19 protein-coding genes are annotated in these 21,643 nt (G+C 47.7%); all 19 read left to right on the top strand.

The window, feature by feature from the left end; all coding sequences use genetic code 11:
* Positions 1 to 101 precede the first annotated feature (101 nt).
* The 19 genes from AC4EHB_RS09860 to AC4EHB_RS09770 all read left to right on the top strand — a co-directional run bounded on the left by AC4EHB_RS09860 (position 102) and on the right by AC4EHB_RS09770 (position 21,398).
* On the top strand, positions 102 to 1,262 hold the full coding sequence (locus tag AC4EHB_RS09860) for a glycerate kinase (protein ID WP_490975376.1): 1,161 nt from the start codon (positions 102 to 104) through the stop codon (positions 1,260 to 1,262).
* Entirely contained in the window at positions 1,259 to 2,383 is a 1,125-nt protein-coding gene (locus AC4EHB_RS09855; protein WP_490975375.1) for a 2-keto-3-deoxygluconate permease, read from the top strand. Before AC4EHB_RS09860 ends, AC4EHB_RS09855 begins: the two co-directional genes overlap by 4 nt.
* Before the next feature lie 86 nt (positions 2,384 to 2,469).
* Positions 2,470 to 3,750 (top strand): nickel-dependent lactate racemase, encoded by a 1,281-nt coding sequence (gene larA / locus AC4EHB_RS09850; protein WP_490975374.1) that lies wholly within the window; start codon positions 2,470 to 2,472, stop codon positions 3,748 to 3,750.
* A 22-nt stretch (positions 3,751 to 3,772) separates the two neighbouring features.
* Positions 3,773 to 4,606, top strand: a complete 834-nt coding sequence (gene larE, locus AC4EHB_RS09845) for an ATP-dependent sacrificial sulfur transferase LarE (RefSeq protein ID WP_490975373.1) — start codon at positions 3,773 to 3,775, stop codon at positions 4,604 to 4,606.
* Between the two features lie 119 nt (positions 4,607 to 4,725).
* Positions 4,726 to 5,421 (top strand): nickel pincer cofactor biosynthesis protein LarB, encoded by a 696-nt coding sequence (gene larB / locus AC4EHB_RS09840; protein ID WP_490981342.1) that lies wholly within the window; start codon positions 4,726 to 4,728, stop codon positions 5,419 to 5,421.
* A complete protein-coding gene (gene larC, locus AC4EHB_RS09835) occupies positions 5,402 to 6,775 on the top strand; it encodes a nickel pincer cofactor biosynthesis protein LarC (RefSeq protein WP_490981341.1) in 1,374 nt (457 codons plus the stop codon). The genes larB and larC overlap by 20 nt, the downstream gene beginning before the upstream one ends.
* Before the next feature lie 21 nt (positions 6,776 to 6,796).
* Positions 6,797 to 7,456, top strand: a complete 660-nt coding sequence (locus AC4EHB_RS09830; protein ID WP_490981340.1) for a HoxN/HupN/NixA family nickel/cobalt transporter — start codon at positions 6,797 to 6,799, stop codon at positions 7,454 to 7,456.
* Between the two features lie 237 nt (positions 7,457 to 7,693).
* A complete protein-coding gene (locus AC4EHB_RS09825) occupies positions 7,694 to 8,659 on the top strand; it encodes a sugar kinase (RefSeq protein WP_490975369.1) in 966 nt (321 codons plus the stop codon).
* Between the two features lie 18 nt (positions 8,660 to 8,677).
* Positions 8,678 to 9,328: a bifunctional 4-hydroxy-2-oxoglutarate aldolase/2-dehydro-3-deoxy-phosphogluconate aldolase gene (locus AC4EHB_RS09820; protein WP_490981339.1), complete on the top strand. Its 651-nt coding sequence runs from the start codon at positions 8,678 to 8,680 to the stop codon at positions 9,326 to 9,328.
* Between the two features lie 17 nt (positions 9,329 to 9,345).
* Positions 9,346 to 10,494, top strand: coding sequence for a galactonate dehydratase (gene dgoD / locus AC4EHB_RS09815; protein ID WP_490981338.1), 1,149 nt, complete (start codon positions 9,346 to 9,348; stop codon positions 10,492 to 10,494).
* Between the two features lie 314 nt (positions 10,495 to 10,808).
* Positions 10,809 to 11,846 carry a TRAP transporter substrate-binding protein gene (locus tag AC4EHB_RS09810; protein WP_490975366.1) on the top strand — a complete coding sequence of 346 codons (1,038 nt, stop codon included), beginning with the start codon at positions 10,809 to 10,811 and terminating at the stop codon, positions 11,844 to 11,846.
* A 133-nt stretch (positions 11,847 to 11,979) separates the two neighbouring features.
* On the top strand, positions 11,980 to 12,504 hold the full coding sequence (locus AC4EHB_RS09805) for a TRAP transporter small permease (protein ID WP_490975365.1): 525 nt from the start codon (positions 11,980 to 11,982) through the stop codon (positions 12,502 to 12,504).
* Between the two features lie 12 nt (positions 12,505 to 12,516).
* A complete protein-coding gene (locus AC4EHB_RS09800) occupies positions 12,517 to 13,797 on the top strand; it encodes a TRAP transporter large permease (protein WP_490975364.1) in 1,281 nt (426 codons plus the stop codon).
* Between the two features lie 50 nt (positions 13,798 to 13,847).
* Positions 13,848 to 16,082 (top strand): dihydroxy-acid dehydratase domain-containing protein, encoded by a 2,235-nt coding sequence (locus AC4EHB_RS09795; RefSeq protein WP_490981337.1) that lies wholly within the window; start codon positions 13,848 to 13,850, stop codon positions 16,080 to 16,082.
* A gap of 16 nt (positions 16,083 to 16,098) precedes the next feature.
* Complete coding sequence (locus AC4EHB_RS09790) at positions 16,099 to 17,049, top strand: U32 family peptidase (protein ID WP_490975362.1); 951 nt, start codon at positions 16,099 to 16,101, stop codon at positions 17,047 to 17,049.
* Between the two features lie 81 nt (positions 17,050 to 17,130).
* Entirely contained in the window at positions 17,131 to 17,907 is a 777-nt protein-coding gene (locus AC4EHB_RS09785; RefSeq protein ID WP_490975361.1) for an IclR family transcriptional regulator, read from the top strand.
* A 70-nt stretch (positions 17,908 to 17,977) separates the two neighbouring features.
* Complete coding sequence (locus tag AC4EHB_RS09780) at positions 17,978 to 18,868, top strand: fumarylacetoacetate hydrolase family protein (protein WP_490981336.1); 891 nt, start codon at positions 17,978 to 17,980, stop codon at positions 18,866 to 18,868.
* 86 nt (positions 18,869 to 18,954) lie between these two features.
* Entirely contained in the window at positions 18,955 to 20,421 is a 1,467-nt protein-coding gene (gene gucD, locus AC4EHB_RS09775) for an alpha-ketoglutaric semialdehyde dehydrogenase GucD (protein ID WP_490981335.1), read from the top strand.
* Between the two features lie 113 nt (positions 20,422 to 20,534).
* A complete protein-coding gene (locus AC4EHB_RS09770; RefSeq protein WP_490975358.1) occupies positions 20,535 to 21,398 on the top strand; it encodes a fumarylacetoacetate hydrolase family protein in 864 nt (287 codons plus the stop codon).
* Positions 21,399 to 21,643 lie beyond the last annotated feature (245 nt).

Raw genomic sequence — 21,643 nt, 5'->3', positions numbered from 1 at the left:
GAAAACGTTTTATTTTTATAGCTTATAGCCATAGACGAATGGAGTCAATATTCATATAATTTAGACTAAGTTAGTGAAAGCGCTTTCGGAAGGGGGATTTGATGAGGATCATAATTGCTCCAGACTCATTCAAAGGAAGTTTGACAGCGGTCGAAGCGGCACAGGCAATCGATAAAGGCATCAAAAAAGCCTTTGCGGGAGCCGTAACCGTGCTGCTGCCGATAGGAGACGGCGGTGAAGGGACCATGGAAACACTAGTCGCGGCAACCGGCGGCCGGATACAGAAAGTCACGGTAACCGGACCGCTGCAAGATCAAGTCGAGGCGGCTTATGGCATATTGGGCGATGGCAAGACCTGCGTTGTCGAAATGGCGTCGGCGTCGGGCCTGCACCTCGTGCCGGAAGGGCAATTGGCGCCATTGACAGCGACAACTTACGGCACTGGCGAATTGATTCGCAGCGCACTTGATGACGGCTTCAGGTCGTTCATCATCGGACTCGGAGGATCGGCGACCAATGACGGCGGTGCCGGGATGCTGCAGGCGCTTGGCATGCGTCTGCTTGACGGCGAAGGCCATAATATTGGCTTCGGAGGCGGTTCGTTGAATGAGGTAGCGGCTATTGATGTTGCGACTTTTGATAAACGCATCTCTCAAAGCCAATTCATCATCGCTTCAGATGTTCAGAATCCGCTGATCGGACCCGAAGGCGCTTCACATGTTTTTGGGCCACAAAAAGGCGCATCTCCAGAAGAAGTGGAAATGCTCGACTGCCACATGGCCCATTGGGCGGACCAAATTTATAAAACGACCGGCACGTCGCTTCACGGACAGGCGGGAGCAGGCGCGGCGGGCGGTATCGGCGGCGCGTTCCAGGCCTTCTTCCCGAGCAAGATGAAGCGCGGGGTTGACGTCGTATTGGATTACATCGGCTTGAACGAACAATTGAAAAATACGGACCTCGTCATTACGGGCGAAGGGCAAGTGGACAGCCAGACGACCTTCGGCAAAACGCCGATGGGGGTTGCGGAACGTGCAAAAGACCAAGGGGTGCCAACGATTATCCTCGCTGGTTCGGTCGGAAAAGGTGCAGAAGCGCTGCACGATTTCGGTGTCGTTAGCATCCACAGCATTGTCAATGGCCCGATGTCGCTGAAACAGGCGATCGAAGGGGCCGCAGAATTGATTGAAACCGCCACAGAGCAAGTCGTGCGGGCTTATTTTCACCAAAGTGTTACACAAAAAGGGAGGCTATTAGTATGAGAATAAAAGATACGATGGAGAAAGTACCAGGCGGCTTGATGATTGTGCCGTTATTGCTTGGCGCTACACTGAACACGATTGACCAGCTTCATTTGCCTTTTGTTCAAAATATCTTGAAGTGGCTTGGTGCCGCACCAACGGATGAAGGCTTTTACGAGTTTCTGCGCATCGGCGGATTCTCCCAGGAATTATTCAAAGACGGCGCGCTGGTGCTGATCGCTTTGTTCCTTTTCTCTATCGGCAGCCAGATGAACATGAAAGTTGGTGCCAAAGCACTGAAAAAAGGAGCAATTTTAACGGGCTCTAAATACCTTGGCGGCGTTGTCGTCGGGGTGGCATTCGGATTCTTCTTTGATCCATGGCACGGCCTTCTCGGCCTCTCGACACTTGCCATCATTGCCGGTATGACAAATAGCAACGGCGGACTCTATGCGGCATTGACTGGCCAATACGGCAACCGTTCGGACGTCGGTGGTTTGTCAATCCTGTCGCTTAATGATGGCCCGTTCTTCACCTTGGTGGCACTTGGCCTGATGGGGACTGCGTTCCCGGTCATCTCCTTTATCGCGGTCCTTTTGCCGCTTGCAATCGGCATGATTTTAGGGAATCTGGATCCGAAAATCCGCGAGTTCCTGAAACCGGGTGAAATCCTGCCGATTCCGTTCTTCGCATTCGCTCTGGGAGCGGGCATGAACCTAGCCAACTTCTTTAATCCAGAAGTACTTGCCGGCGGACTCGCACTTGCGTTCTTAACGTTTTTCGTCACCGCAGCACTTGGCATCCTGGCATTCAAGATTTTCAAAGAGAAAAGCTTTATCGCACCAATCGCGGAATCGTCGACGGCAGGAAACGCTGCGGCCACTCCTGCGGCAATATTGGCAGCTGCTGCAGTAGCTGTAAGTTCAGGGGCTATGTCAGTGGCGGAATACGCTCAGCTTGAAAGCATCGTACCGATTGCGACTGCTCAAATCTCTATTTCAACAATCACCACTGCATTGCTGTGCCCGCTCGGGGTTATCCTGATGGACAGATACCAGCGCAAACGGGGCATCGACGGTACGCTTGACGAAGTTGATACTGACCGCAAGAAAACCAAAACTAAAGAAGCCACAGAACTTTAAGCATAGAATTATCCCCCTATTTTCCGATAGGGGGATAACGTGTTATCTGCACCTGCAACAAATCTGACGAAAAGTGAGGGTTTCCCATGAAAACAGAGCTGCTTTACGGACAAGACGGGCTGGTCCTGGATCTGCCCGACCATGCATTCATCATCGAACCGAAAAACCTGCCAGAGCTGGAAGACCATAAAGAAGCGATTCGCCAGGCATTGCGCAATCCCATCAATTCCGCGCCGCTGCGCGATTCGGTGAAGGCGACCGATACCGTGTCAATTGTTATTTCAGACATCACGCGCCCGACGCCGAACCACATCCTGGTGCCGGCATTGATCGAGGAATTAAATCACGTACCGCTTGAGAATTTCGTCGTCATCAACGGCACGGGCACGCACCGCGACCAGACGCGCGAAGAATTCGTCGGTATGCTCGGCGAATGGGTGGTCGACAATATCCGCATCGTCAACAATCATTGCCACGACAAAGAAACGCTTGTCAACGTCGGCCACAGCCGCTTCGGCTGCGATGTTTACCTCAACAAGGATTATGTCGAATCAGATTTCAAAATTGTCACCGGTTTTATCGAACCCCATTTCTTCGCCGGCTTTTCCGGCGGGCCGAAAGGCATGATGCCGGGCATCGCCGGGATCGAAACCATCATGACGTTCCATAACGCTCGAATGATCGGCGACCCACTCGCGACTTGGGGCAATATGGTCGACAACCCGGTACAGGACATGACACGCGAGATCAACGGCATGTGCAAGCCGGATTTCATGCTCAACGTGACACTCAACCGGGACAAGGACATCACGGCAATCTTTGCCGGCGAGCTTTATGAAGCGCACGACCAGGGCTGTGCATTTGCTAAAGAGCATGCCATGCTCCGCTGCGATGAGCGCTTTGACGTGGTCATTACTTCGAATTCAGGCTACCCGCTCGACCAGAATCTCTACCAGGCGGTCAAAGGGATGAGCGCGGCGCATAAAATCGTTAAAGAAGGCGGTTCGATCATCATCGCGTCCGAATGTTCGGATGGGCTGCCGGACCATGGCAATTATAAAGGAATCTTCGGCATGGCAAAATCGCCGCAAGAGCTGCTCGATATGATTAACAATCCGGAATTCAAAGTGTTTGACCAGTGGCAGGTGCAAAAGCAGGCCGTCATCCAGGTGTGGGCGGACGTCTTCGTCTACTCGAAACTGACCGACGAACAAGTGGAAAGCGCCATGCTGAAGCCGACTCATAATATTGAAGCGACAATCGAAGAATTGAAACAGAAATACGGTGAAAGCATGACGATTGCAGTGCTTCCGCTCGGCCCATTGACGATTCCGTATGTAGAAGAACAAGCATTGATACAAAAATAAAACCACAAAGGAGCAATTCCCTATGAGCTTAACTACTGAAAAAAACAACAAACTCGGTGACATCTTATCCAGCATGAACCGCGTTATCGTAGCATTCTCAGGCGGCGTCGACAGCACATTGGTGCTAAAGCGCGCGCAGCAGGTACTTGGAGGGGACAACGTCCTCGCCGTTGTCGTCGGTTCTGAACTGTTCCGCAAAGAAGAATTCGCAGGAGCTGTCAAATTGGCAGAAGACATGGGCGCGAAAGTGCTGAAAACCGAAATCAAGGAACTTGAAGACGAAGGCGTTGCGGCAAACACGCCAGAAAGCTGGTATTTCAGCAAGAAATTATTGTACGGCCACTTGAATGATTTAGCGCAAGAACTTGGCTACGGCCATGTCCTCGATGGCATGATCATGGACGACCTGGACGACTTCCGCCCAGGCCTGCGCGCCCGCACAGAAGCCGGCGCACGCAGCGTGCTGCAGGAAGCGGACCTTTACAAGCGCGAAGTGCGTGAATTGTCGAAAGAGCTCGGACTCCCGGTTTGGGACAAGCCGGCATCGTGCAGCCTGTCTTCCCGCATTCCGTACGGCGAACGCCTCGACAAAGAGAAAATCCGCCAAGTCGACGAAGCGGAGAAATTCATTGCGAAACTCGGCATTAATATGGTGCGCGTTCGCCATCACGGCAACACGGCGCGCATCGAAGTTGCGCCTGCTGATATAGCGAAATTAGCCGGATTCCGCGACCAAATCCTGTTGAAACTGACAACGCTCGGCTTCCAGTACATCTCCATCGACCTTCGCGGCTACCGCACCGGCAGCATGAATGAAGTGTTGACCGAAGAAGAAATGGCCGATAAAGTAAATTGATAAACACATAACAGGCGGACCCGGTCTTTTCAGACGGGTTCGTTTCTTTGCAAGACAACAGTATTCTGGATTAAAAGCCAAGCGCTTTTATTGCCAAGACTAAGACAGCAGGTGAGCATATGGAGAACTTTGAAGACTTGGGATTCAGCAAAGTGGATTACGACCGGGAGCAGCGGCAAGGCTTTCCGGAAGTCATTTACGGCGAAGGGAAAGCGGTTGAACACATTGAACCGATTATGGGCAAGCTGATCGAACGCCACGGTAAAGTCATGGTGACGCGGGTCGCCAAAGAAAAAGCGGAGATCCTGTTGGAGCGCTTTCCGGAAGCGGTGTATGACAGCACATCGCGCATCCTGCTTTACGGCAAGCCCGTCCTGAACTTCGGCGGCGAAGTGATGGTGCTGGCAGCCGGCACGTCCGATTTGTTCGTAGCGGAAGAAGCGGCAATCACCGCCGAGTGGATGGGATGCAAAGTGAGGCGCTTGTATGACGTCGGCGTCGCAGGCATCGACCGCCTGCTCGCTTACCGCGACGACATCACCAAAGCGAGCGTCCTCATCGTCGTCGCTGGCATGGAGGGCGCATTGCCAAGCGTTGTCGGCGGGCTCGTGCAGCGGCCGGTCATCGCTGTCCCGACATCGGTCGGGTATGGCGTACATCTCGAAGGCATCACGCCGTTGCTCGCCATGATGAGCTCCTGCGCATCCGGCCTGAGCGTCGTCAATATTGATAACGGCTTCGGTGCAGCTTACCAAGCCGCCATGATCATGAAACTAGCGTCTGAGGGGGTCCACCATGAAACTTCTATATCTTGATTGCCAGTCCGGCATTTCCGGCGATATGACGCTGTCTGCGCTGATCGATCTGGGCGCCGACATCGATTACATCAGCGAACACCTGAAAAAAATGCCGATCGATCCATTCACACTGAATGTCAAACAAGTCGACAAGCGCGGCATTTCGGCAAAACTCTTGGATCTGCAGTTTCAGGACGCAGGAGAAGCGGCGCACAGCCATTCCCATGACAATCCGCATGAACATAGCCATTCACACAGTGAAGCGCATAGCCACTCGCATACGCACGACGATGGGCATACGCATTCCCACGGCGAAACCCATAGCGACTCACATTCACACAGCCATTCCCATGATCACGAACATAGCCATGAACATGCCCATGACGACGGCCACCATTCGCATTCCCATCGCAAAGCGTCGACGATTCTCGGTATGATTGCGGACAGTGATTTGCCGGCGCGCGTCAAACAGCGCAGTCTGGCGGTATTCGAAGTCATCGCACAAGCCGAAGGCAAAATCCACGGTATGGACCCGGCAGAGGTGCATTTCCACGAAGTCGGCGCAATGGATTCCATCATCGACATCATCGGCGTGTGTCTGGCGCTCGAAAGCCTCAGCGTCGACCGCATCGTGTCGTCGCCTGTGCCAACCGGCCACGGCAAAATTATGATTGCCCACGGCCTGTATCCGATTCCAGCACCGGCCACGGCAGAAATCCTGAAAGGTGTCCCGCTCGCGGATTTCCACGTGCGCGGCGAACTGACCACACCGACTGGAGCGGCGTTCCTGAAAGCCCTCGCGGACGACTATGGCCATTTGCCGGCACTCGCCATCGAGAACATCGGCTACGGCGCGGGCAAGAAGAATTTCGAACACCCGAACGTCATCCGGGCGTTGCTGTTCAATGAAGAAACAGCCGCTGCGCGTGAAACCATCACTGTGCTCGAATGCCAGCTCGACGACTCGACGGGCGAAACGCTCGGCTATGTCATGGAGAAACTGCTCACTGAAGGCGCACTTGACGTCTATTACACGCCGGTTACCATGAAGAAAAGCCGCCCGGGCACGCTCATCACCGTTCTCGCGAAGCCACAGAACGCTTTTTTGCTGGAAGACATCCTGCTGCGCGAAACGAGCACATTCGGTGTCCGCAAAGCCCAGTGGACGAGGCACATCCTCGACCGTGAATTCAAAACCGTCGATACCCCTTACGGCAGCATCACCGTCAAAGTGGGAAGCTTAGATGGCGAAATCATCAAAGTGTCACCGGAGTTCGAAGAAGTGAAAACCGCGGCTGCCGCCCACAACGTGCCTTTGCGCGACGTCTTCCAGGAAGTCCAGCAAGCAGCAGGCATACTAGCAAAAGTCTAAAGAAGATATGAGGTCATTATTTTGGAGCAAATCAGCTTATTGTCCATCTTAACCATCGGATTCCTTCTCGGCATCAAGCATGCGCTCGAGCCGGACCACATCATCGGCGTGTCGACGATTGCGAGCCAAAGCAAGAAACTATGGAAGTCGTCGCTCGTGGGCGTGTTCTGGGGCATCGGCCACACCAGCACGCTTTTCGTCGTCGGCATGCTGCTGATCGTCTTGAAAATCAGCATCTCTGACAAATGGGCAATGAGCCTCGAATTTCTCGTTGGCATCATGCTCGTCTATTTCGGCGTAACGGCCATGGCTTCTCACCGGAAAAACGGTCACTACGATGCACAAACGGCGGGCACGGACGGCAAATTTTCATACCGAAAGCCATTAATCATGGGCTTTATCCATGGCCTTGCCGGCAGCGCAGCAATCATTTTGCTGACGCTCGGCACTGTCGACAGCGTTTGGCAGGGAGCGGCCTATATTTTGGTATTCGGGCTCGGCACCATCGTCTCAATGCTGTTTTTCAACACCATAATCGGCATTCCGTTTGTCATGAGCAAGAACAAGCGCAGCATCAACAAACCGCTCATCCAGTTCGCCGGCCTCCTCAGCGCCGCGTTCGGCCTTTATTATATGTACAATCTCGGGATCAATGAAGGGCTGTTCAAGCTGTGGATCTAAAATTGAATTAAATCGAAAGGGCTTTCCACATAACGTGGAAAGCCCTTTTTAGTTGCAGTGAATTAAATAGAAATTCAAAAAAAAAAGCATGTAAGAATCCCATCTAAAGTTGTTGGATAATTTAAATAATTGTTGAACTACAACAATTAAAAGTGTAGAATAATTACAAAACCGAGTGCTATAATATAAAACTAATTAGAAAAGACTTCATTTTCTAACATGATAAGGATGTGTAGGATGAGTCAATCAGAAGTATTTACTTTCGGGGAAACAATGGTTCTTTTTCAACCGGAGATGATGATGCCGTTAGAATATATCCATCAGTTTCCAATGAGGATTGGCGGTGCAGAGTCGAATGTTGCAATTGGATTGACGCGGCTGGGCCATACTGTCAGCTGGTTCAGCAAACTTGGCGACGATCCATTTGGGCAATTTATCTTGAAAAGTATACGCGGTGAAGGAGTGGATACAGCTTCATGCATTTTTACTGGTGAGGCACCAACGGGAATATTCTTCAAAGAACAATTGTCTCCAGAAAATATGAATGTTTATTATTACCGAAAAAATTCTGCTGCAAGCTTGATGATGCCTGAAGATTTGGATGAACAAGCTATTGCCAATTCAAAAATTCTTCATATCACCGGAATTACTCCAGCGCTGAGCGAAACGAGTTATCAAACGATTAAAAAGGCGATTGAAATTGCTAAAAAAAATAATACACTGGTGGTTTTTGATCCGAATCTCCGTTTGAAGCTGTGGCCAAAAGAGGTGGCAAAGAAAGTATTAAATGAAATAGCTGACAGCGCAGACGTTATTCTGCCGGGCCTTGATGAAGGGCAATTAATGACAGGAGAAAGGGATGTTGAAGCTGTAGCAACGGCTCTGCTAAAGGATAAGAACAAAATAATCATTCTAAAACTAGGCAGCAAAGGCGCTTATTTGCATACCAAAGATGAAAAAATCTTCGTTGACGGTTTTCCAGTCAATCAAATAGTCGATCCTGTAGGTGCTGGAGACGGCTTTGCTGCGGGCATCATCAGCGGTCTGCTGCGCAGCAAGCCCCTGCCTGAAACGGTCCGGCAGGCTAACGCAATCGGGTCGATGGTTGTGAGAGTGAAAGGGGATATCGAAGGTTTGCCGACCCTTCGGGATTTAGAAAACTTCATGGCAAATGCTGAAAACAAACAAGATGTAAATCGCTGAACCAGGGAGGCTATAAAAGTGAAAAAGTGGGAAGATTTAATTCGGTTAAAAGAATCTGGACTTGTGGCAGTAATCCGCAGGCCTGAAAGGAGCCAAATCCATCATATAGCGGAAGCGCTTGTTGAAGGCGGTACCGGAGCGTTGGAAATCACGCTTGATACACAAGGAGCTCTTGGAATGATCAATGACTTGAAAAAAAAGTACGATGATCGGGTTTTAGTGGGGGCCGGGACGGTTTTGGATGCGGTATCTGCAAAACTTGCCATTGATGCGGGGGCAGATTTTATCTTTAGCCCGACATTTGATGTTGAAACAATCCAAATGACCAATCGGTACGGAAAAATTTCAATTCCAGGGGTCATGACGCCGACTGAAGTGCTGAATGCCTACGCAGCAGGAGCGGATCTGCTGAAAATTTTTCCTGGAGGGGCGTTCAACGAAAATTACATAAAAGATTTACGGGGGCCGCTTAGCCACATTCCCATGATGCCGACTGGCGGCGTCAACCTGGAGAATGTTGAAGCATTTATAAAAAATGGTGCTGTAGCTGTAGGTGTGGGAGGTTCTTTGGTGGACAGCAAAGCTATTGCAGAGGGACGCTACGACGATCTGGCAAGCATTGCCAAGCAATTTGTTGAGAAAATACAAAACGCTAAAAAGATGAATTAAAAAAGGGGGATTTTTTAATGAAAATTACGAAGCTGGAAACGTTTATCGTCCCGCCAAGATGGCTGTTCTTGAAAATCGAGACTGATGAAGGCATATCAGGCTGGGGCGAACCGATTGTCGAAGGAAGAGCTGCGACTGTTAAAGCTGCTGTTGAAGAACTAAGTTCTTATTTGATCGGCCAAGATCCAAGGCGGATTGAAGACCTGTGGCAAATGATGTACCGCTCAGGTTTTTACCGGGGAGGCCCAATTTTGATGAGTGCGATTTCAGGCATTGACCAAGCGTTGTGGGATATCAAAGGGAAATATCACAATGCCCCTATTTCTGAGCTGATGGGTGGAGCATGCCGAGATTCTGTCCGTGTGTATTCCTGGATTGGCGGCGATCGTCCGAGTGATGTTGGCAAAGCAGCATTGGAAAAAGTAGCTGCAGGATTCACCGCTGTGAAAATGAACGGAACGGAAGAGCTTCAGTATATCGATTCATACGAGAAAGTAGACCAGGCAGTTGCAAGGATTGCTGCAGTCCGGGAAGCTGTCGGTAAAAATATTGGCATCGGCATTGATTTTCATGGCCGCGTACATAAGCCGATGGCCAAAATTTTGGTCAAAGAGCTGGAGCAATTCCGTCCGATGTTTATCGAAGAACCTGTATTGCCTGAAAATAACGAAGCCCTCCGTGATATTGCGCGCATCACCAACATTCCAATCGCCACAGGTGAGAGAATGTATTCAAAATGGGATTTTAAAAAGCTGCTGCACGATGGATATGTGGATATCATCCAGCCGGACTTGTCCCACGCGGGAGGCATTACGGAATGTAAAAAAATCTTTGCCATGGCAGAAGCTTATGACGTCGCAGTGGCGCCTCATTGTCCGTTAGGCCCGATTGCGTTGGCTTCATGCCTGCAAGTGGATGCGACTTCCCATAATGTGTTTATCCAGGAACAGAGTTTAGGCATTCACTACAACCAAGGCAGCGACTTGCTGGATTACTTGAATGATCCGACTGTTTTTGAATACAAAGAAGGCTATGTGGAGATGCTGCAAAAGCCTGGCCTGGGGATTTCCATAAACGAAGAATTCGTCCGTGTGCAAGCAGAAATCGGCCACGAGTGGAAAAATCCGGTGTGGCGCCATAAGGATGGCACCATTGCGGAATGGTAATAAAAAAGTATTTATTTAATTCTGAATAATTAATTCTAAAAACAATTGACAATTCTGAAATTTAAACCTTATAATCAATTTAGTTCTAATAAACAGAAACGCGGTTTTATAATGTAAAACAAAGTGATTTGTAAAATTTGTTTATTACTAAAAAAATTTCGCAACCATGTAAGCGCTATCTTTAGCGGAAAAAGTATTTATTAGTAAAAACTTAGTTTTATAATGTAAAACAAATGAGGGGTGGTGAGCTCGCTTCCAGCTCGGATCGGGTCGAACTAATAACGTGGAAAATAATCATAAGAGGGGGATTTTAAATGAAAAAGAAGTTTTTCAGTTTAGTAATGGTTTCTGCATTATTTTTGGGGGCTTGTGGCAATGAGGCGGGTTCAGGTTCTGGTGACGGTGGTTCTTCTGAAGGCTCGGGCGAAAAACAAACACTGCGTATAAGCATCGGGGTAAATGATTCGCATCCTGAATATGAAGGTGCCATGAAATTTAAGGAATTAGTGGAAGAACAAACAGAAGACTTTGAAATTGAAGTTTACCACTCAGGGCAGATCGCTGATGACCGTTCGGCTATTGAAATGCTGCAGCTTGGATCGTTGGATATTACGATTCCTTCAACATCACCGCTAGTTAACTTTGTACCTGAATTTGGCGTATTCGATCTTCCATTCACAATTCCGAACGAAGAAGTAGCGGATGAGTTGCTTGATGGCGAATTCGGAGACAAGATGTTGGCGATGGTTGAAGAGCAAAGCCTAGTAGGCGTAGCTTGGTGGGAAAATGGTTTCCGCAACCTGACAAACGATGTTCAGCCAGTTGCAAAGGTTGACGATCTTAAAGGATTGAAAATCCGTACGATGGAAAACGAAATCCACTTGGATGCTTGGAAAGCGCTTGGAGCTAACCCGACACCAATGGCATTTACGGAGTTGTTCACAGCGATGCAGCAAGGAACAGTTGACGGCCAGGAAAATCCGTATCCGACAATTGAGTTAAGCCAGTACGCAGAGGTACAAAAACATGTTTCAAACACAGCCCATGTTTACACGCCATTCATCTTCTTGTTCAGTAAACAAATTTGGGATGAGTTCTCAGCTGACCAACAAAAAATCCTTCAAGAGGCTGCAGTTGAAGCAGGTAAATTCAACCGTGACCGCAACCGCGAAGTGGCAGAAGAAAGTTTAGCGAAATTGAAAGAAAACATGACGTATACGGAAGTTACGGCAGAAGAGCAAGAACGCTTTGCTGAAACTGTTAAACCGGTCATTGAAAAGCACTCAGAAGCAATCGGAAAAGAAATAGTTGATGAATACTTGAGCACCATCGATGAAATCGTAGCTAAATAAACTGCTCCTCCTTTAAGGGGAAAAGTTAATGAGTTTAAAACAGGCAGGGAGTGAATGATCTGACATTCCTCCTTGTCTATTCTTTTAATAGCTTGAATGGCAAGATTCCTGAGATCGACGAGGTGGTTGAGAAATGAAAATAGTGCGCTGGATTGATGAAAACTTCGAAAAAGTATTTCTCGTTATTTTATCCGCATTAATGGTTTTTCTGATATTTTTACAAGTCTTTATGCGATATGTAATGCAAAATTCTTTATCTTGGACTGAAGAACTCGCCAGATACAGTTTTATTTGGCTGATTTATATTGGCATTAGCTTTGCCGTAAAAGAGCAAAGGCACATCAAAATAGACGTTGTTTTGCTGCTTTTCAAAGAGAGAGGCAAATTGATCTTTGGCATCATCGCCAACCTTTTGTTCTTAGCATTTGCTATAGCTGTTGTAATTTATGGGTACAATATCTCTCAACAATTACTGGCTTTTGGCCAAAAATCACCCGCCAACCAAATTCCGATGGGGCTTGTCTACCTTGCCACTCCGGTAGGGATGGGACTAACAGCCATCCGCTTAATCCAGCAATTAATTAAGGAATTTAAAACCTTGATGGGCAAAGGTGATTTTCACGTGAAAACGGAATTCGATAGAATAACAGAAGAGTAAGGGGGGAGGAATATGATAACAGCAATTCTATTCGGCACATTTGCATTATTCTTGTTTTTAAGTGTTCCAATTGGTATTTCTCTAGGTTTAGCAACGCTTGTTACTATTACGTATTCAGGAATGCCAATAGACTTTTTGATGAAAGAGCTGGTAACTTCCGTAGATACATTTCCATTAATGGCGGTTCCCTTCTTTATTTTAGCGGGGGAGATCATGGGGAAAGGCGGGATTACAGATCGCCTCTTTAACGTTGCCAACTCGCTTGTGGGCAACAAAACGGGCGGATTCGCCATCGCGACTGTTATCACCTGCATGTTTTTTGCAGCCATTTCCGGTTCGGGCCCTGCTACAGTAGCTGCAATCGGAGGCATTATGATTCCGGCGATGGTGCGCCAAGGTTACGATAAAAAATTTGCGACTGCGCTTGTTGCCGCTGCGGGTTCGCTCGGCGTAATTATTCCACCGAGTATTCCGATGGTCATCTACGGTGTGGTGGGAAGCACTTCTATCGGCGACTTGTTTATCGCCGGCATCATCCCCGGCATATTAGTCGGTATTGGATTGATGCTCTACGCATATTATTATTCGCGTAAACAAGGCTATACAGGAACTGACGAAAAAACCACTGCCGCGGCCATTGGGAAAGCTTTCTGGAATGCCAAATGGGCTTTATTGATTCCTGTCATTATTTTAGGCGGTATTTACGGAGGTGTTTTCACTCCGACAGAAGCAGCCGTTGTAGCAGTAGTGTACGGCCTGCTTGCAGGATTGGTATTTTACCGTGAATTGAAAATTACCGATCTGCCAAAAGTAATAACGGACTCAGCCATAACAACAGCCACCATTTTAATTATCGTGGGTACCGCTACTGCGTTCGGAAAGCTGTTGACGATTGAACAGATTCCCAATCAAATTGCGCAATGGATGTTGTCAATCTCGAGCAATTCAATCGTCATTATTTTATTGATCACGGTCTTGTTGCTGATTGTAGGCTGCTTCATGGATACATTAGCCGCAATTATCATTTTGACTCCTATCCTTCTTCCTATTGCTGTAAGTCTCGGATACGATCCAATTCATTTCGGCATTATCATGGTGGTGAATTTGGCCATCGGCTTCATTACACCGCCTTTGGGAGTCAACTTGTTTGTCGCTTCCGGCATTTCCGGGCTGTCAATGGAAGAATTAACGAAAGCGGTGCTCCCTTTCTTCTACGCGATGGTGATCACGTTATTGCTGATCACGTTCTTGCCTCAATTATCAATGTTTTTGGTGGAAATCGGCGGAGAATAATGGGCTCAGCGCAAAATCAGCACTGAGTAAAAAGAATGGAGGTTTTTGTTTTGGCTCTTTACCCGAATATCAGCAACCATGTGAACCCATATAGAGACAATGTGCAGGGAAAAGCGAATGAACCCATCACAGTTGCAGGGCTGCTTGACCGGTCGAAGCAAACTTTGGGTTCTGAATACGAAGGGCCGGCGCCCGACTGGACATTGGAAGAAATCTACAATCGTTTAGAGGAAAATGCGCCAAGGATAGCTATCATCGGCGGATCTTCTGATCATCCAGCTCATATTATGGATTTCAAAACTTCATCGCATGCCGCAATCCGAATTTGGCAAAATGGCGGAGTGCCATTCTACTTTTCTACACCGGTAATGTGCGACGGCACCGCACAAAGTAACCAGGGCATGAGTTATTCGCTTCAAAGCCGGAATGCAGTGGCTCAAATGGTCATCAACCAAATGGAAGCGCATAGCTATCACGGTGCGTTCGTCATTCAGGGATGTGATAAACAGCCTTTGGGCGTGGTGAGTGCGTTGGTCCATCTTGACCGGATTCGGCGCTACCGCGGAGAAGCTCCTTTCTTCGCGACATTCGCTCCGGCACATGTGCTGCAAGGCGGCACCATCCCAACGGCATTATTTGCAGAATTGGAAGAAGTGGCGAAAAAAGCGGAGCAAAACGGAGTTCCGGACGTGGCAGATGATTTAAGGGACGCTATGGCTTATATCCTCCAATGTTCTTCAAATACCGCTTTCCAAGGAGTCCTTGAAAGAGCGACAGACAGAGGCATCATTACAAAAGAAGTCCATAAAGATTATGAAAAAAGGCTGGCGGTAGCGACATGCGACGGCAGCGGAGGTGTTTGCGCCTTTAATGGAACAGGAAACAGCTCCCGCCACTTAGTGGCAGGAATGGGGCTGGTCCATCCAGCGCTCGAATTGCTGACTTCTTCCCCTAACCAATCTCAAGTGAATGAAGCGCTGGATAGCCTAGCGACGATGATCAACGATCCGGTTTATGGAGCTGCCAACATCATGGCAACGAATATCCGCAACGCAATCCGCATCCACAGCGCGTCAGGCGGATCCACTAATTTAATGATGCACATTGTGGCCGGCATGTTGTACGGCGGCTTTAAATTCAGCCTGCAAGACCTGGATGAAATTCATCATTCCCATCCGATTCCGGATTTGTTCAATTACAGCTTGACTGAAGGAAGAGATATATTTTCTCTGGCAATGCAATGCTGCGACAGCGAAAGCAGAGGGATGGAGAGCCTGTTCTACGAATTGATGGAAAATGGCGTCCCTATGGACATAGATGCACCGACTGTTACAGGCAGCCCTTGGCGGAACCGTTTAACAAAAACGGAAAGCCTGCCAGCTGACAACGTAAAAGAGAACCAGGTGATTTTGTCGACTCCTAAACGCCCATACAGCGGCGTTGATGTATTAACGGGCAACTTCTTTGAAACAGCTGTCGTGAAAATCAGCGGAATGACGACACCTCAATTAGATCAATTCGATAAAAAAGTGGCTTTCGTACTTTATTTCGAAAATGAAGATTTGGCTATCCGAAATTTGCTTGACCCGAATCTCGTTCCAAAACTCAAAGAAAATAGAAGTTTCAGCCATGAAAATATGATTGCGTTGTTAAGAGAAAATGCGCCAAGCCATTACGAAGAGTGGCAAAGCGATGATTACGATACCCTTTTCGACAAAATGGTTGATGAAGGTGTATTGAAAATCGCGATTATTATTTCCGGCCAAGGCCCTGTGGCATTCGGAATGCCTGAAATGTTCACTTCCATGCAGCACATTAACGCGAACCGGAAACTGAAACGATTGGCAACGCTGATCAGCGACGGCCGATATTCCGGGGTCACTTACGGAGCAGCTATTGGCCATATGACGCCGGAAGCGATGGAAGATGGCGGAATCTTATACCTTCAAACAGGCGACTTGCTGTACTTGGATTTACGCGACCGCAAGATCCAGTTTATTGATGAAGAGGCTCTCCGCAGTGGCACATTGCAGTTTGAATTCGATAAAGTCCGCGCAGCCAGAACTGAACTTGCAGCGGTGAGGCTGGCTTCTATCAGAAAACGCCAGAAGCTAGTAGCCGCTGCTAACCGAATGATTGGCCACACCGATGCAGCGAATGGGGTAGTGCCGATCGCCGTTGTTGAAGAAGCGGAGTTCGATTACCGGACGGATATTGAATTTCCGATTCAAAAAGAAGAGGAATTTTCAATCGTAAACCAACTGAATAAGATAAGCAGAAGTTAATGAAGGAGTGGAAAGTATGGAAAAAACACGTGATTTCATAAAGAAACTAGGTTACCCGGCGGGCGGAACCCAGGATTTGCCCACTTCTACCAAAAGATTCCCTGATGGCGCCCAGTACCGCGTCGAGATTCCAAGTGTTGAAGGCCCCGCGTCTTTTAGAGCGGTCATCGAAGCTTGCGAAACCTATAACGTGGATATTCACCGGATTTCACAGGGAAGCGGCATTATGCTTTTGACGGATGACGAAATTGAACAAATGGCCGAAATCGGCCGAACAGAAAATTTAGAGGTCAGCCTGTTTGTAGGTCCGCGGGGAACATATGATATTACGCCGATGCAATTAGCCAGCAACGGGAAAATTGCGGGGCTTCGTTCGCAAGGGATGGATCAGCTGGTCTACGCTATTGAAGATATCAAAAGAGCGTGCCATTTTGGAATTCGCAGCATCCTCGTATCAGATGAAGGTTTACTGGCTCTTGTAAATGAATTCAAAAAAGCAGGAGAGCTGCCCGCAGACCTTGTTGTTAAAATCTCTGTGCAAATGGCGCAGTCCAATCCGGTATCCATCAAATTGATTCAGGACGCTGGAGCAGACACTTATAATGTTCCAACGGATCTGACTTTGGCGAAACTCTCGGAAATCCGCCAGGCGATTGATATCCCGATTGATATTTATATTGAAGCGCCGGATGACGTAGGCGGGTTTATCCGCCATTACGAAATTGCGGAAATCATTCGGGTTTCGGCTCCGGTATATATTAAATTCGGTTTAAGAAATTCACCGAATATCTATCCGTCGGGCACGCACCTTGAAAGTGTTTCAATTGCACTGTGCAAAGAACGGGTGCGCAGAGCGAAAATCGGGCTGGATCTTTTGAAGCGGTATGCACCGGATTTGACCACATCTGACAAAGGGGGCAAAGGGTTAGGGGTGCCGGTTTCGAAAGAAGCAGTTATTTCCAAATAGTAAGTTATACCTCCTGCGATTTGTGTATATCTTAAGGTGAGGATATAATTGCCCTTAAGAAATAAGAAAAGGGTGAACAATATGCCGATTATACAATCCGTTGACCGGGCGCTTAGTATTTTGGATTTGTTTGATGAATACGACAAAGAATTGAAGTTGATTGAAATTACCGAACGGATGGGCCTCCACAAAAGCACCGTCCATTCCTTGCTGAAAACGTTACAGAAACATCATTATATTGAGCAAAATCCAGAAAACGGAAAGTATTTTCTTGGGCTTAAACTTTTTGAAAGAGGCAATTATGTTATCCAAAGCCTTGATCTTCGGACGGCTGCCAGAAATGAATTAGTGGAACTTTCGAAAAAGACTGGAAGAACGGTCCATTTAGTAGTCCAGGACGGCAAAGAAGGCATCTACATCGATAAAGTGGAAAGTCCAAAAGCCACAATCCTTTATTCACGGATAGGCAGACGAGTGCCGATCCACAGCAGCGGCGTAGGGAAAGCCCTTATGGCATTCAAAGATCCTGCTGAAGTGAGCAAAGTGCTCGATGGATATGAATTTACGAAGCAAACAAAAAAAACGATCACTGACGAAGCCACATACCTGCAAGAATTAGAGACGATCCGTAAACAAGGATATGCAGTGGATAATGAGGAAAACGAGCCAGGCGTATACTGTGTAGCGCTGCCTATCCGAAATCATACAGGCCAAGTTGTTGCGGCTATCAGCAGTTCGACTACTGTAAACCAAGTGACAAATTCTGAGCAGCGAAAAATGGTTGAAAACCTTAAAGTAACTGCCGCAAAAATTTCCGAGAAGCTTGGATACGGCTATCAATCATCAATAGTAGATTGATTGCCGCTAAGCGGCCGTTTGCTTTTAAAATTATGAGGATTTAATTATTCTAATAAGAGGAAGTGACACAATGAGGATTATCCGTTATTTAAAAGAAGACGTGAAACAACTCGCCGCTATTGTCAATGAACATGAAGTTATCGATTTGCCCTTTACAGATTTTATGGCATTGATTGCTTTTGCACGTGCTAATGACAAAACTCCGTTTGACATTATAGTACAAATGGCCGAGAGCGAAGAGAAGAAATTGCTTGAAGGGCTGCAATTGACAACGCCGATCGATGCTCCGGAAGTATGGGCAGCGGGCGTGACGTATAAAAAGAGCAGAGAAGCGCGCAATTACGAAGCCACGCAAGGAAAATTGGATGTAGAAACGTTTTATGACAAAGTTTATGAAGCCGTGCGCCCTGAAATCTTTTTCAAATCGACAGCTGACAGAACAGTCGGCCCGAATGATCCGGTTTATTTGCGCTCAGACTCCAATTGGCAGATTCCCGAACCCGAGCTAGGGCTGGTTATTGATAAGGATGGCACAGTGCTGGGCTACACAGCCGGCAATGACATGAGCTGCCGGGACATTGAAGGGGAAAATCCTTTGTATCTGCCGCAAGCGAAAGTGTGGAGAAACTCCTGTTCGATCGGCCCGTCCATCGTGTTGAAAGAGACCGTTTCCGATCCATACGAGTTCAGTATCATCTGCCGCATCTACCGGGATAATGAGATGGTCTTTAATGGCGAAGCGCAAGTAAACCAATTAAAGCGAAAACTTGAAGAACTCGTTCATTACTTGACGCTGGATAACGAAATTTTTGACGGCACCATCTTGCTGACTGGGACGTGTGTCGTGCCTCCGAACGAATTTACGCTGCAGGAAAATGATGTTATCGAAATTGAAATCCCAGGTATTGGAATTTTGAAAAATCCAGTCCTGCAAAGTAAAAAAACGGCTAAAGTAAACTGAACCGATTCAACTGAAATCTTACTTTTCGATCACGGCCGATTTATTAAAATTAGCACCAAAATTGCTGAAAAAGGAGTTGCTGATAAATGACCACAACGACAAATACGGAAACTTACAACAACTATATTAATAACGAATGGGTTGAAACGGAGTCCGAAAAACTGATAACGAGCATCAACCCCGCAACAAAAGAGGCTATGGGCTATGTCCAAAGCTCAACTGAACGAGAGTTGAACCTGGCGGTGGATGCTGCGCATAATGCGAAGAAAGTATGGCGCAAGCTCGGCCAAGCAGCACGCGGGCAGCTCTTGTTCAAAACGGCAAATCTTCTGGAAGAAAACCTTAACGACATCGCTGAATCGATGACGAAAGAAATGGGCAAAACACTTCCGGAGGCGAAAGGTGAAACAGCACGAGGAATCGCGATTCTTCGTTATTACGCAGCTGAAGGCATGCGCAAAGAAGGCGATGTGATTCCGTCTTCAGACAGTGAAGCACTGATGTTCACTAAACGCACACCGCTTGGAGTCGTGGGCGTCATTACCCCTTGGAATTTCCCGGTAGCTATTCCGATCTGGAAAATTGCTCCAGCTTTAGTTTATGGAAACACGATTGTCTTTAAACCGGCAAGTGAAGCTGCTGTTACTGCCGCTAAAGTTGTGGAATGTTTTGCAAAAGCAGGATTCCCTGAAGGCGTCTTTAACTTTGTAACCGGTTCAGGTTCAACAATCGGCCAAAACTTGATCGACCACCCGAAATTGAATGCGATTACGTTCACCGGCTCTGAACAAGTAGGGCAAAACGTGGCAAAATCAGCTGCAGCCCGCGGCATTAAATTCCAGCTTGAAATGGGCGGTAAAAACCCTGTGATTGTCACTAAAAATGCCAATATCGCCCAAGCGGTTGAAGCAGTCATCAGCGGAGCTTTTAAATCGTCAGGCCAAAAATGTACTGCAACGAGCCGAGTGGTTGTAGAAGAAGCGGTATATGAAGAATTTAAACAAAAACTTGTTGAAGCTACCAAAAAAATCACGGTAGGAAACAGCCTCGAAGAAGACGTCTGGATGGGGCCATCTGCGAGTGAAGGCCAATTCAACACATTTAACGAGTATGTTGAAAAAGGCAAGCAAGAAGGAGCTAAACTTATTCATGGCGGCGAAGTGCTGACAGGCGGCAGCTATGATAATGGTTTCTTCGTTACACCGGCCATTTTCGATGAAGCAACTGCTGATATGGCGATTTCCCAAGAGGAAATCTTCGGGCCTTTTATTGCTTTAATTAAGGCGGCGGATTTTGAAGAAGCGATTAAACTGGCAAACAATACAAAATACGGCTTGTCTGCTTCCATCTTTACTTCGGACATCAATTCGATTCTTGAATTCATTGACGAAATCGAGGTTGGCCTTGTCCGCATCAATGCTGAAAGTGCAGGAGTGGAACTTCAAGCGCCTTTCGGCGGCATGAAAGGTTCAAGTTCAGGTTCACGCGAGCAAGGGGAAGCGGCAAAAGAATTTTATACAGCAATTAAAACTGTCTTTATCAAAGGCACTTGAGCTAAAAGAAAAGGAGATTTCTGCAATTGGAAATCTCCTTTTCTGACTGCTGTTTTACGCTTGGCTCGAATTGGAGCGCCTTTGAAGAATGGGAAGAAAAGGAGAAACCGAAAATGAAAATTGCATCTTTTTCTGTGGACGCCGAACACCACATCGGCGTCGTTGTGGAAGATAAAGTCATGAGCTTGACTGCGTTCGATCCAGAAAAGTATCGTCCATGCCTGAAAACGTTCATCGCTGGCGGACAAGAGCTGCACGAAGAAGCAGAGGAGTTGGCGAACGGAACTGGCAATGAGCGGTTTATGCACAAAATTTCCCTTGTGAAATTTGAGGCGCCGCTCGCTCAACCGGAAAAAATAATCTGTGTCGGCTTGAATTACATCGATCATTGCGAAGAGCTTGGAATAGAACCGCCTAGGTCACCTGTGATTTTTGCGAAGTTCGCCAACGCCATAATCGGGGATGGAGATGCAGTAGAGCTTCCCGGCAATTCAAAAGAGGTCGACTTTGAAGCGGAGCTGGTAGTTGTTATCGGAAAAGAAGCAAAAAAAGTTTCCGAAGAAACTGCGGAACAATATATCTTCGGCTATACGATCATGAATGATATCAGCGCACGGGACGTGCAATTCGCCGATGGCCAATGGACACGCGGAAAAACAGCCGATACCTTTGCACCGCTCGGGCCGGTGATCGTTACCCGAGACGAAGTAGGGGATCCGCACGGATTGTCCATATCGCTGGAGCTGAACGGCCAAATTATGCAGAACTCCAACACGAAAAACCTGATTTTTTCAGTACCGCAAATCATTTCGTTTTTGTCCCAATCCATGACATTAAAGCCAGGCGATATTATCGCGACAGGAACCCCGCCAGGCGTCGGGGCCGGACGGAATCCAAAAGTATGGCTTAAAGATGGCGATACGCTGGAAATAAAAATCGATAAAATCGGTACTTTGTCGAATCACGTAACTATGTAAGTTGAACTAAAGAAGTAACATATTGAAAATCGCTCCGGTCGCTTTGGGTGAAGCAAAGACGATTGCTCCTGCGCAAGCTCGTCGCAAAGGAGTTGCCAAAAGTTCCTGGCACCCCCTTGGCTCTCGCATTGAGCCGAGAAGAACACTCGTCTCATTGCTAAAAACATCTGCTTCTGTCCCTGCAACGCTTCGCTAGCTTCGGGACATGAAAAACCGCTGCATCGCTGCACTAGCTTCGAAGCAAA

The organism is Planococcus sp. TJ-302, from assembly GCF_058268455.1.
Note: the sequence above shows the minus strand (reverse complement) of the source record. Positions and strands in the feature narration are given on the sequence as shown.